This window comes from Paenibacillus sp. FSL R7-0128 (assembly GCF_038002245.1).
GTDB classification, from domain to species: Bacteria; Bacillota; Bacilli; order Paenibacillales; family Paenibacillaceae; genus Paenibacillus_AQ; species Paenibacillus_AQ silagei.
Window position 1 is genome coordinate 1,986,055 of sequence record NZ_JBBOCD010000001.1, and the last position, 12,196, is coordinate 1,998,250.

At 52.4% G+C, this 12,196-nt stretch carries 10 protein-coding genes and 1 tRNA gene; 10 read left to right on the forward strand and 1 reads right to left on the reverse strand.

Features of this window, described 5'->3' with window-relative positions:
* The first annotated feature begins 54 nt into the window (after window positions 1–54).
* Complete coding sequence (locus NST26_RS08090) at window positions 55–1,050, forward strand: glycoside hydrolase family 43 protein (protein ID WP_340954971.1); 996 nt, start codon at window positions 55–57, stop codon at window positions 1,048–1,050.
* 30 nt (window positions 1,051–1,080) lie between these two features.
* On the forward strand, window positions 1,081–3,147 hold the full coding sequence (locus NST26_RS08095) for a family 43 glycosylhydrolase (protein ID WP_340954969.1): 2,067 nt from the start codon (window positions 1,081–1,083) through the stop codon (window positions 3,145–3,147).
* A 110-nt stretch (window positions 3,148–3,257) separates the two neighbouring features.
* Here the strand turns inward: NST26_RS08095 and NST26_RS08100 are convergent.
* Window positions 3,258–3,334 (reverse strand) — tRNA-Pro (locus NST26_RS08100).
* Between the two features lie 507 nt (window positions 3,335–3,841).
* On the opposite strand from NST26_RS08100, the gene alaS reads away from it, so the two are divergent.
* The 8 genes from alaS (at window position 3,842) to NST26_RS08140 (ending at window position 11,914) form a co-directional block, all read left to right on the forward strand.
* The gene (alaS, locus tag NST26_RS08105) at window positions 3,842–6,475 is read left to right on the forward strand and encodes an alanine--tRNA ligase (protein WP_340958121.1); all 2,634 of its coding nucleotides are present in this window, start codon (window positions 3,842–3,844) and stop codon (window positions 6,473–6,475) included.
* A 337-nt stretch (window positions 6,476–6,812) separates the two neighbouring features.
* Window positions 6,813–7,088 carry an IreB family regulatory phosphoprotein gene (locus tag NST26_RS08110; RefSeq protein WP_036696603.1) on the forward strand — a complete coding sequence of 92 codons (276 nt, stop codon included), beginning with the start codon at window positions 6,813–6,815 and terminating at the stop codon, window positions 7,086–7,088.
* Window positions 7,088–7,504: a Holliday junction resolvase RuvX gene (ruvX, locus tag NST26_RS08115; protein ID WP_200869510.1), complete on the forward strand. Its 417-nt coding sequence runs from the start codon at window positions 7,088–7,090 to the stop codon at window positions 7,502–7,504. Before NST26_RS08110 ends, ruvX begins: the two co-directional genes overlap by 1 nt.
* A 13-nt stretch (window positions 7,505–7,517) precedes the next feature.
* Complete coding sequence (locus tag NST26_RS08120) at window positions 7,518–7,826, forward strand: DUF1292 domain-containing protein (protein ID WP_036696606.1); 309 nt, start codon at window positions 7,518–7,520, stop codon at window positions 7,824–7,826.
* Entirely contained in the window at window positions 7,819–8,124 is a 306-nt protein-coding gene (locus NST26_RS08125) for a DUF1292 domain-containing protein (protein WP_036722601.1), read from the forward strand. Before NST26_RS08120 ends, NST26_RS08125 begins: the two co-directional genes overlap by 8 nt.
* 182 nt (window positions 8,125–8,306) lie before the next feature.
* The gene (gene mltG / locus NST26_RS08130) at window positions 8,307–9,353 is read left to right on the forward strand and encodes an endolytic transglycosylase MltG (protein ID WP_200869505.1); all 1,047 of its coding nucleotides are present in this window, start codon (window positions 8,307–8,309) and stop codon (window positions 9,351–9,353) included.
* Window positions 9,354–9,400: 47 nt separating this feature from the next.
* Window positions 9,401–10,333 carry a peptidase U32 family protein gene (locus NST26_RS08135; protein ID WP_339254849.1) on the forward strand — a complete coding sequence of 311 codons (933 nt, stop codon included), beginning with the start codon at window positions 9,401–9,403 and terminating at the stop codon, window positions 10,331–10,333.
* Between the two features lie 258 nt (window positions 10,334–10,591).
* Window positions 10,592–11,914: a peptidase U32 family protein gene (locus NST26_RS08140; protein ID WP_340978989.1), complete on the forward strand. Its 1,323-nt coding sequence runs from the start codon at window positions 10,592–10,594 to the stop codon at window positions 11,912–11,914.
* The last annotated feature ends 282 nt before the right edge of the window (window positions 11,915–12,196 follow it).

The window sequence follows — 12,196 nt, forward strand, 5'->3', positions numbered from 1 at the left end:
TCAGACAACAAGTAGGGTGCAGGAGCGCTCTTCTTGTTCTTGGGGGAGGTTCTTATGGATACACTAGCTTTTTTGCCAGGCAAGCAAGCTTTACATGCTTATCTGTTTGCCCATTTCATTGGAGAACAAGAGGACGGTGAGCAGATCTACTTTGCGGTTAGCCAGGACGGTCTGCATTGGCAGGATTTAAACCACAAACAACCCGTACTGTACTCTACCGTTGGAGAACGGGGGGTACGGGACCCATTTTTACTTCGGAGTGGGGACGGCAGCTGCTTTTATTTGTTAGCAACCGATCTTAGCATTTATCACCGGGGAGGGTGGACAGATTCGAATGCAACGGTTACTGGAAGCCGCTCTATTATAGTCTGGGAATCTCCGGATTTAGTGAAATGGTCGGAGCCCCGGAGGGTGGAGGTTGCTCCCAAGGAAGCCGGCTGCGCCTGGGCTCCAGAAGCGATCTATGATGAGGAAGCAGAGGATTATCTGGTGTTTTGGGCTTCCAGCAGAGAGGCTGCTGACGGTATGGGCAGGGGGCTGCATATTTACGCCAGCAAAACACAAGATTTCCGCACGTTCACGGAGGCAGAGCTGTTTATCACCCGGGGGGAACATCAGACTGTTATCGATACGACAATCATCAGAGCCGAGGGCAGATATTACCGTGCTTCTGGCGATGGTCATATCACGATTGAGTCGAGCGATCATCTTTTGGGAGAATGGAAGATCATCTCAACTTTGGAGTCACTAGGGCTTGGTTTGACCGGCAAAGATGTGGAAGGACCGGAGTTCTTCAAGTTCAACCACGATGAGCAATGGGGGCTGCTTGTAGATCAATACGCCACTGAACAGGGCTATCTGCCGATTCTTACATCGAATATCGGTGACACTACCGGAGACTGCTGGCGCATACCCGCACCGGGAGAGTATGCCTTCGGCCATCTGAAGAAACGGCATGGCACAATTCTGCCGATTACCCAATCGGAGTACGAGACAATATTGGACAGGTGGGGGAAAGAGTTCCCTCCTGTTCGTTCTGTGAAATCCTGAATCCATCTTAGTGAAAGGCGGCTATCTGCCATGAATCATCCTCACATTCGAAATTGGAGTTTCAGCGACACTCCCTTATTGCTGCCCTACTATCTGCCTCCCGGCACGGTGCTTCCCTCCACCATTAGCGGACAAGCTGTGGAATGGAAGTCTTCGCAGCCGGATGTATGGGCCGGGCCGGGGAGACTCGTCTCACCTGTAGATGAGCTGGGTCCGGAAATACAGCTGACCGCAGTTACATTGAAGGAGTCTTACACATATACCGTGCGCATGCTGGGAGAACGCAGTTGCTGGCTGGCCGGTTACACACGTGAGCCGGATGAGAATGCCAATGTCTACAGCCTTTTTGTTGCGAGTAGCCTTCATCTGGCGCTTGACATGACAGGGGAAGGCTATGAAGCTCTTAACGATAACTATGGCGTACTATTCGCCAAAGCCGATTATTATCATTCAGTACAGGGGGAAACCAGGCTGCTAGGTATGCCGCGGTGCTTCCGGCTTACCGATGGGGGCTTTGGAATTTTAGCGACTCCGCTTAATTATGAAGGAAAGGGAGATCGGCCAGGTGAGCTGCTCTACTTTGAAACCAAAGACTTCGTTCATTATGAAGAGAAGGACCGCGTAGTATTAAGCTCCAAGGTTATCCTGGATTATTCTTGTGAACTGGATGCTGCTACTAGGTTATACCGGATTGGATGGAAAGATGAAGGCGGCGAATCTTATTTTGGAATGACGAAGGATTTTATCACCTTAATTGATTGTCAGCCGGGAGAGGGGTTTCCGGTTCAACTCCAAGAACTGAGTATGAAGGGTGCGCTAACAGGACAACGGATTGCACTGACTCGATCAGAAGCGACCTATCTAAAAAACAAGCTGGGACGGGTATGCAATGTATCGGTGAGTGTGCCGGTTATTGAATTGCAGGCGGGAGATCCGCTGCCGGACCATTGGCGTGTGACAACCGTATATTCCGATGGCAGTGTCAATGAGAAGCGGCTCATCATTGATCCTGCTGCACTTGCCACCGTAAATTTGTCACAGCCCGGTACTTACAAGCTGGATGGAGAAGTGCTTCGTCACCGCTTCCCGTACCCCATGATGATGACACGGCCAGATCCGCAGATCATCAGGCTGAATAACCGGTATTACTTCATTTCTACGGATGATGACGGACAGCGAAGAATCTATATCCGCTCCGCAGACACCCTTGAAGGGCTTCAGGATGGACAGGCTGCAGAAACTCTATTATGGGATGGAACCCTTCCAGACGGCGAGCGGAGAGGGGAACACTGGGCGCCAGAATTGCATCTTATTCATGGAAGATTGTATTGTTTTTTGGCGATAAGTGTCAATAACAGCTGGACAGGTGTTCAGGCGCATGTAGCGGTGCTTACCGGGAATGATCCGCTAAACAGAGACCATTGGGAGACACCGTTACGAGTGCTGGACCGACATGGAAAGGTATTAGGTGATTTGGCGGAACGGGAACGCAACATTAATCTGGACATGACTTATTTTGAATATGGCGGACAATCTTATGTATGCTGGTCGCAGCCGAAGTGGCACAAGGAAGTTCAAGAGCTGGCCTCTCTGTATATCGCCACAGTGGACCCGGACATGCCATGGCGGTTGACCAGTGATCCCGTGAAAATATGTCAAAATGAATATGGCTGGGATCGTAACGGTAAGGTAGCCTCTGGTGTAGCGGAAGGGCCCTATGTGCTGAAACACGAGGATGCCGTATATATGGTATATTCCGGATCAAGTGTAGGGCCTACCTATACGGTCGGCATGCTGGAACTAATAAAGGCTGGCGATCCGCTGAATCCGGCAGCCTGGCGCAAATCCAATTATCCATGGATGCATTCGCTGAGCCACCCGGGCCAGTATGGCCCCGGGCATAATTCGTTCGTGCAGGACGAGGATGGTAATTGGTTCAACGTGTACCATGCTTGTGAGGTTAACGGCGGGTTCCGGCATGCAAGCATACGTCCTGTACATTTCCGCTCTGACGGTTCACCGGTGCTTGATATGACAGAAGAAGAGGAATTGCTTCCGGAGTATGAACGGTTAACCATAATTGTTGTTGTACAGTAACACGGGATGATGACAGACCCACAAGGAGAGTGAAAATAAAGCTTATATTGGTACTTCGCTCTTAAACGCCAAAAAATCGCGGCCCCAAAGCCGCGAATCTTAATTAGTTATGGTCGAGACGACAGGATTCGAACCTGCGGCCTCTTACTCCCGAAGCAAGCGCTCTACCAAGCTGAGCTACGTCTCGACGCTATGAATAATTAAATTATACGCCTGTGTGTAAGCGCTGTAAATAACCTTTTTCATAGCGATTATGGGCTTCTGTTGCGGCAAATTACGGCCTGTGATTGACAGATATCCACCCGCTGGCTATACTTGAAATGTTAAAAAGCAAATCGGACAAAGCGTTGATGAAAACAAGTACGCCGGAGAATGCTTCATCAGAGAACAGGTTCCTTTGCGGATGGTCCGCATCGGGTGTGAGAACCTGGGAGACAGACCGGCCGAAAGCTGATTTCGGAGTGCGGGGACAATCCCGCCGGGGGCACCCGTTAACAGCCGCACAAGGCGATCGTCTGCAGTTGTCCGTGTACACGGATTAAGGCGATAACCAGGGTGGTACCGCGATAATCATCGTCCCTGAATTTCATTCAGGGGCGTTTTTTGTTTTTGATTTTTCGTGTAACGGTTACGGCAAGAATGTGTTTTCCGGCCAGCGTGCCGCATTTTAATGAAGAGACGGGAGCTGTACATGATGAAAGCAAGTGAAATCCGTTCCAAATGGCTGCAGTTTTTTGAGAGCAAGAACCACCGTATTGAGCCGAGCGCCTCGCTCGTGCCCCACAATGACCCTTCGCTGCTGTGGATTAACGCAGGTATGGCGCCGCTGAAGGCGTACTTCGACGGCCGGGAGATTCCGGAGAATCCCCGCCTGACGAACTCGCAGAAATGTATCCGCACCAATGATATTGAGAATGTGGGCAAGACGCGCCGCCACCATACCTTCTTTGAGATGCTGGGCAACTTCTCCATCGGCGATTATTTCAAGGAAGAGGCCATCACCTGGGCTTGGGAATTCCTGACCGGCAAGGAGTGGATCGGCTTCGACGGCGACCGGATCTCCGTTACCGTGTATGCTGAGGACGAAGAAGCGTTCAAGCTGTGGAATGAGAAGGTCGGCCTGCCCGCAGAACGCATCATCAAGCTGGGCGACGAGAACTTCTGGGATATCGGCGAAGGCCCGTGCGGCCCGTGCTCGGAGATTTTCTATGACCGTGGTGAAGCATACGGCAGTGATATGAGTGATCCGGAGATGTATCCGGGCGGTGAGAATGAACGCTGGCTGGAGGTCTGGAACCTCGTATTCTCGCAGTTCAACCATAATAAGGACGGCAGCTATACGCCGCTTCCCAACAAGAATATTGATACCGGCGCAGGCCTGGAGCGCTTCGCTTCCATTCTGCAGGATGTGGACTCCAACTTCGATACCGATCTGTTCCAGCCGATTATCCAGAAGACCGCCGGGCTTGCCGGTGTAACCTACAAGGATAATGTTGAACAGGATATCGCGCTAAAAGTCATTGCTGACCATGTACGTACCGTTACATTTGCTGTGGGGGACGGCGTGCTTCCTTCCAATGAAGGACGCGGCTATATTATCCGCCGTCTGCTCCGCCGCGCCGTACGCTACGGCAAGACGCTGGGACTGGACCGTCCGTTCCTGCATGAGCTGACTGAGACCGTTGGAGAGATTATGGGAGTCTATTATCCTTCCGTGGTCGAGAACCGCGATTATATCGCCAAAATCATCCGTCTGGAAGAGGAGCGCTTCCACGAGACGCTGTCCGATGGTCTGGCGATCCTCGGGGAGATCAGCGCCAAAGCCAAAGCGGACGGCCTGAGCACCATTGCCGGTGCCGATGCATTCAAGCTCTATGACACGTATGGCTTCCCGTTTGACCTGACTGAGGACTTTGCATCCGAGCAGGGGCTTGCCGTTGACCGCGCCGGCTTCGATGCCGCGATGCAGGAGCAGCGTGACCGGGCGAGAGCTGCCCGTCAGGACAGCGCCAGCATGAAGATTCAGGGCGGTGCCCTGGCCGAGCTGACGGTTAAAAGTGAATTTGTTGGATATAATGACACGGTAACAGAGTCCAAGGTGCTGGCAATTGTGGTAGACGGTGCGCTTCAGGATACAGTAAGCGAAGGCGCTGAGTGCCAGGTCATCCTGGAGTCAACACCGTTCTATGCAGAGAGCGGCGGCCAAGTCAGCGACACCGGCGTTCTGACCGGCGGATCGGTGACAGCTAAGGTAACTGGGCTATTCAAAGCACCGCACGGACAGCATGTTCATCTGGTTACGGTGGAAGCAGGCGATCTGAAGGTAGGCGATACCGTCCGTGCCGAAGTGAACCGGGCGGAGCGCGAGGATATCGTGAAGAACCACACGGCCACTCACTTGCTGCACAAGGCGCTTAAGGAAGTGCTCGGCAGCCATGTCAATCAGGCAGGCTCTTTAGTAGAAGGCTCACGCCTGCGGTTCGACTTCTCGCATTTTGGAGCCATCACTCCAGAGGAACTCAGCGATATCGAGCAGCGCGTGAACGCCCAGATCTGGCGCAGCCTTCCTGTAGTCATTGAGAATAAGCCGATAGATGAAGCCAAAGCCATGGGAGCGATGGCCCTCTTCGGAGAGAAATACGGCAATGTTGTCCGTGTCGTTCAAGTCGGCGACTACAGCCTGGAGCTGTGCGGCGGATGCCATGTGTCTAATACAGCGCAGATCGGAATCTTCAAGCTGCTCAGCGAGAGCGGCATCGGTTCCGGGGTGCGCCGGATTGAAGCTGTGACTGGCCGTTATGCCTATCAGTTCACGGAGAGTCAGCTGGACCTGCTGAAGCAATCGGCAGCCCTGCTGAAATCGTCGCTGACCGATGTGCCGAAGCGGATCGAGGCGCTGCATGCCCAGGTACGCGAGCTGGGCCGTGAGAATGAATCGCTTCAGTCCAAGCTGAGCGCAACCTTCGCAGCAGAGCTGACCAGCAGTGTAGTCACAGTAGGCGGAGGAACGCAGCTTCTTGCGGTCTCTGTGCAAGCCGGCAATATCGATGCTTTGCGCTCGACAGCGGACGAACTGAAGTCCAAGCTCCCGGAGGCCATATTGGTGCTCGGTGCTGCAATGGAGGACAAGGTGAACTTCGTGGTCGCCGTGCCTCAGGAGCTGGTGAAGAAGGGCTTCCACGCCGGCAAGCTGGTGAAAGAGATCGCTGCCGTCTGCGGCGGCGGCGGCGGCGGACGTCCGGATATGGCGCAGGCCGGAGGCAAGGACGCTTCCAAGCTGGGCGAAGCCCTGAAGAAGGCAGAGGAACTGGTAGCCGCACAGGCTTAAGCAGTATGCAGTGATTCTTGTCTGTAAGAAACTGTGGATTTCTATCAAGGGTTGGGAAGCAGCGGTACTGAGGGCATTTCCTCGGTGCCGCTGCTTTATTCACACAATGTATATTTTTTGGGGTTATTCATTATTGACCCAGGGCTTGCAATAGCTTAAAACCCAAAAAAACATCTGGTTTTGTAGACAAAATGCCAAAAAAAGCGCTTTAACCATGGCAGGATTTCCTCGTTGGGGCATGAATATGTTATGATGAGGGCAGCAAGTGAGCTGTACAGCAGCAACTTTGCGAAGCCGCCCGAATCAGGGTGATTTTGCAGAAGGAAGGTGTCACCACATGGACTCCATGGACAAAACGGTCAAATTCAATGTGAAGGGCGACGAAAAGGAAGCCTCTCCCCAGGAAATACTGCTCGCCGTGTACGACGCGCTGGTGGAGAAAGAATATCATCCGATCAATCAGATCGTAGGATATCTTCTTTCAGGAGATCCGGCTTACATTCCACGCCACAACAATGCGAGAAGTTTGGTCCGGAGGAAAGAGCGTGATGAGCTGATCGAAGAACTGGTCCGTTTCTATCTGGCCAATCATCGGGTGGACCAGCCCAAATGATGAAGAAGCTGGGACTGGATTACGGCGACCGCAGAATCGGTGTCGCCACAAGCGATATTTTCGGATGGACAGCACAATCTCTGGAGACTATTGAGCGGCGCGGAAACGGCAATGAATTCGAACGTATCCGTGAACTGGTCAAGGAGTACGAAATCGGCGAGATTGTTGTCGGGCTGCCGAAGAACATGAACGGCTCCGTAGGACCCCGTGGTGAAATTTGCATCGAATTCGCAGATAAGCTTCGGGAGCAACTCGATTTACCCGTACACCTTTGGGATGAGCGTCTGACGACGGTATCTGCTGAGCGGGTGCTGATAGACGGGGACGTCAGCCGGAAGAAACGCAAGGGGCTGGTGGACAAAATGGCCGCAGCGCTGATTTTGCAAAATTTTTTGGATGCTAACAGTAAAAGGTGAGGGGTGTGCGGATATGACAAACGAACAGATCGGCCAAGAAGAGGAACCGGAAATTATCTATATTCCCGATGAGGAAGGTAATGAAGAGGAATTTGAGGTCATCATGAAGTTTGAAGTGGACGGATCGGATGCCAAGTATATGATGGTGGTTCCGCTTGATTCCGAGGATGAGGAGACAGATGAGGTCTACGCGTTCCGTTACGAGGAAGACGGCGACGATCTGCAGCTCTTCATGATTGAGAACGACGAGGAGTGGGCCATCGTAGAGGAGACCTTCAATACCTTGGTTGACGAGCTTGATGGAGGAGCAGAGAATGACTGAGTTTTCCGCTGATCAGGCGGTATGGACTTCTAAGCTCAAGGAAGTATATGGAGAAACAGTAGAACTGGAGGATGAGCAGGGCAAGTCTTCCGTTTACGATATTATTGCAGAATTTGCTGTGGGTGACCGTGCTTATGCCGTTCTGGCCGGATCGGGAAGAGCTGCGGAGCAGGAAATTCTGCGCATCGTAGTTTCTCCGGACGGACTTCCGGAACTGGAGAGCATTATGGACGATGAAGAGTGGGAGGATATTTCCGAGCTGTACGATGAGCTCACCTTCCCTGCGGATAGCGAGTAGGCGTCTGTAGCAACTTCATGTATGGCAGATACGGAAGAGGGCGGAAATTTTCCGCGCTCTTTTTGCTTATGAGGAGCGAAAGGATCTTTCCGTTTGCCTGAAAAAAGCTTATGCTATAAAAATAGGTTGAATTTTGGACAATACAATTTTATACTTTATAGTCGGAAAGTGAGGCGTAACATTTGAAAGCCGTGATCCGCACTGTGCTTATCTTAATTCTGGTCCTGGCAGCAGCTGCAGGAGGAGGAGCATGGTACATCTGGAATGGAATGCAGCCGGTCAAGCCCGCAGGGCCGGCCGTAACGGTTACGATAGAGAAGGGTATGGGAAGCTCGCAAATCGCCGACCTGCTTGAGCAAGAGGGCATTATCAAGCACAGCCTGTTCTTCAAAGGCTATCTGAAATGGGTCCAGGAAGGCTCCAGCTTCAAGGCCGGCACGTATCAGGTAAGCCCCGGCGACTCCTACGATACGCTGATCAGCCGGTTGAATGCCGGAGATGTTGTGAAGGAAGCTACCGTTACTTTTACAATTCCTGAAGGGTATACTGCGGTCCAGGTGGCAGAGAAGCTGGCCGCTGCATGGAATCAGAAGCCGGAGGTCTTCCTTGCGCTGATTGATTCCGGTAAGGGCATGGAAGCCGTAAGCAAGCTTGAGATTCCGGACAATCCGCTGCTGCGCCACCGGCTGGAGGGGTACCTTTTCCCGGAGACCTATGAACTGGCTAAGGACAGCACCCCGCAGGAAGTCATCGGGGCGATGCTGGAGCAGCTGGTGAAGAAGCTGGATACGATTCCAGAGTGGAAGGCCAAGCTGGCGAACCGCGGGCTCTCCCTGCATGAGCTGCTGACCGTAGCTTCACTGGTGGAGCGTGAGGTGGTAGTAGACAAGGAACGTCCGCTGGTGGCCGGTATTATCTATAATAGACTGGATAAAGGGCAGAAGCTGGAGATCGACGCTACCGTCCAGTACTTACTGGACAAGCAGAAAGAGCGGTTGTATGAGAAGGATTTGAAGGTAGATAGTCCTTATAATACGTATAAGCAGGCAGGCTTGCCGCCTGGACCGATCAGCAGCCCCGGGCTGGCGTCGATTGAAGCAGCTATGACGCCGGAGGTCTCGGATTATTTCTTCTATGTCACTAAGAAGGACGGCTCACAGGGGCATTTATTTGCCAGAACCTACAAGGAACATTTAGCCAATATTCAAAAAAGTAAACAAAATCCGTAAGAACCCGCTACAATAGTAAGGATGAGCAACGCACAGGAGGTAACACAATGAATAACACACCGGAGCTGCTGGCGACAGCGGCTTCTCTGGAAGAAGCTGCAGCGCTGCTGGATGCAGGAGCGAGTGCGCTGCTGGTCGGCGATGACCGCTTTGGTATGCGTCTTGCCGGACATTTTACACTTGAAGATACGGCCGCAGTAGTTAAACTGGCACATGCCCGGGGCGGTAAGGTATATGTAAGCATCAATGGATTGATTCCAAATACCATGCTGGAGGAGCTTCCGGCTTATGTGAAGGCGATCGGCGAGCTGGGTGTGGATGGGGTAGAGTTCGGTGATCCCGCCGTACTGGCGGCCGTCAAAGCCGAAGCGCCGGGAATGAAGCTGCACTGGAATGCGGAAATGACCTCGACCAACTATGCTACAGCCAATTACTGGGGCCGCAAGGGAGCCACGCGGGTCGTTCTGGCACGCGAGCTGAATATGGATGAGATGACCGAGATGGTCCCTCATCTGGAAGTGGAAGCCCAGGTTCAGGTACATGGCATGACGAATATCTATCATTCCAAGCGCAAGCTGGTTGCAAGCTATATGTCCCACCAGGGCCGTCCAAGCGATGGCGGAAGCCTGGGCAAGGAGCGCGGGCTGTTCCTGATTGAAGCGGAGCGTCCGAATGAGAAGTTCCCGATCTATGAAGACGAGAACGGTACGCATATTATGAGCTCGGATGATATTTGCATTCTGGAGGATCTTCATTTCTTGTTAAAAGCTGGCGTACACAGCCTGAAGATCGAGGGTCTGCTGAAGCCGGTGGCTTATAATGTGGCTGTCGTCAAGGCTTACCGTCACGCCATGGACGTCTACGCCGCTGATCCGGCTGAATATGCATTCGAGGAGTCTTGGCTGGACGAGGTCCGTGCCTTGCAGGACCCTGAGCGTGAACTGTCGTTCGGCTTCTTCTATAAAGAGCAGGTATATTAATATATAAATAAAAGGTATTGTCTCAGCTCTTGTAAGGTTTATCCCATCATCATTGGGTTCAGCGGCGGAGGGGAATTTGGAACTGCAGGAGCGGGTAGCGTCCGCCTTTAGGTTTGGATTTCAACTGCGGACCGCAGCTTAAATGAAGAAATCCAAACCTAACAGCGGCCGAAAGTCCAAATTCACCGCAGCAGCGTGTACCACCCGATGTATGCTTTTAAATCTTGCAGAAGATGAGACAACGAAAGGAGAACAGGAATGGGAACCATGACCAAGCCCCAGTTCAAGGGCAAGCGTTACCGTCTGGACAGACCGGAGCTCCTGGCTCCGGCAGGAAACTTAGAGAAATTGAAATTCGCCGTGCATTATGGCGCGGATGCAGTCTATATCGGAGGACAAAAGTACGGCCTGCGCTCAGGCGCAGATAATTTTACCTTCGAGGAAATGCGCGAGGGCGTTGAATTTGCCAAGAAATATGGTGCCAAAGTATTCGTAGCCACCAATATCTATGCTCACAATGAAGATGTCGCGGGGATTGAAGAATACCTGCGTAATTTATATGAGGCCGGAATTGCAGCGATTATCGTAGCCGATCCGGTGATTGTCGATACTGCCCTGCGCCTGGTGCCGGGTCTTGAGGTGCACCTAAGCACCCAGCAGTCCACGCTCAACTGGCAGGCAGTGTCCTATTGGAAGGAGGAAGGTCTGCCGCGCGTAGTATTAGGCCGGGAGACCAGCCTGGAGGAGATCGCCGAGATCAAGCAGCATGTGGATATTGAGATCGAGAGCTTCATCCATGGTGCGATGTGCTCCTCGTACTCCGGACGCTGTGTGTTATCCAACCACTTCACCGACCGTGACTCCAACCGCGGGGGCTGCTGCCAATCCTGCCGCTGGAAGTATGATCTGTTCGAAGATGCCCGTCCCGAAGGGAACTGGGTATCCGAAGAGGAGCAAGCTGAGGCACCTCAGGCCTTGCAGCCCGGAATTACCCAGCTGCCGCTGCATCAGCCCGAGGACAACCCGTTCACTATGGGATCGAAAGACCTGTGTATGCTGGAGAGTATTCCCGACCTGATTGAAGCCGGGATCGACAGCTTCAAGATTGAGGGCCGGATGAAATCGATTCACTATGTGGCGACCGTAGTGAATGCCTACCGCAAAGCCATAGATGCTTACATGGCCGACCCGGAAGGGTATGTACTGAAGCCCGAATGGCTGGAGGAGCTGCAGAAGGCGGCTAACCGTCCGCTGAATACCGGCTTCTTCTACGACACACCGGACCATGAGGACCATATCTATGAACCGGAAGAGAAGGCGGCTCCGTATGATTTCGCGGGACTGGTGCTGGAGTATGACGCAGAGAGCGGGATGGCGCTCGTTCAGCAGCGCAATAACTTCAAGCCGGGACAGGAAGTTGAATTCTTCGGCCCGGATGACACCTTCTTCAAGCAGACCGTTGGAGAGCTGTGGGATGAGGCTGGCAATCCGCTGGATGTGGCCCGTCACCCGCTTCAGCGTGTACGGATGAAGGTAGAACAGCCTGTTGCTTATTTCGATATGATGCGCAAGCGAAAATAATAGCTTTACAAACTAAGGGATGCCCGTTTACACAAGGGCATCCCTTTTTTTTTGCATGCTAAAAAAGGAGGTGTTTTAGGGCCCCCGCCAAGTACCTGAGTAAACATCGATGCTATAGCTCCACTTTGTGGGGTTATTATATGCCAAATTGCTTATGCAATTCGACAAAAATATATGAGTATTGAAGCAATTTGCAAATAATGCTAAGAAAAATGAGACTTTGTGCCGATATATAGGGCAGGTAACGCTTACATATATCTTCCAATCTAAGCGATAGGCAGG

Coding starts and splice junctions, on each gene's coding strand:
- alaS (WP_340958121.1), top strand. CDS start 3,842: ATGAAAGCAAGTGAAATCCGTTCCAAATGGCTGCAGTTTTTTGAGAGC.
- NST26_RS08125 (WP_036722601.1), top strand. CDS start 7,819: ATGACTGAGTTTTCCGCTGATCAGGCGGTATGGACTTCTAAGCTCAAG.
- NST26_RS08110 (WP_036696603.1), top strand. CDS start 6,813: ATGGACTCCATGGACAAAACGGTCAAATTCAATGTGAAGGGCGACGAA.
- NST26_RS08090 (WP_340954971.1), top strand. CDS start 55: ATGGATACACTAGCTTTTTTGCCAGGCAAGCAAGCTTTACATGCTTAT.
- NST26_RS08120 (WP_036696606.1), top strand. CDS start 7,518: ATGACAAACGAACAGATCGGCCAAGAAGAGGAACCGGAAATTATCTAT.
- NST26_RS08135 (WP_339254849.1), top strand. CDS start 9,401: ATGAATAACACACCGGAGCTGCTGGCGACAGCGGCTTCTCTGGAAGAA.
- ruvX (WP_200869510.1), top strand. CDS start 7,088: ATGAAGAAGCTGGGACTGGATTACGGCGACCGCAGAATCGGTGTCGCC.
- NST26_RS08095 (WP_340954969.1), top strand. CDS start 1,081: ATGAATCATCCTCACATTCGAAATTGGAGTTTCAGCGACACTCCCTTA.
- NST26_RS08140 (WP_340978989.1), top strand. CDS start 10,592: ATGGGAACCATGACCAAGCCCCAGTTCAAGGGCAAGCGTTACCGTCTG.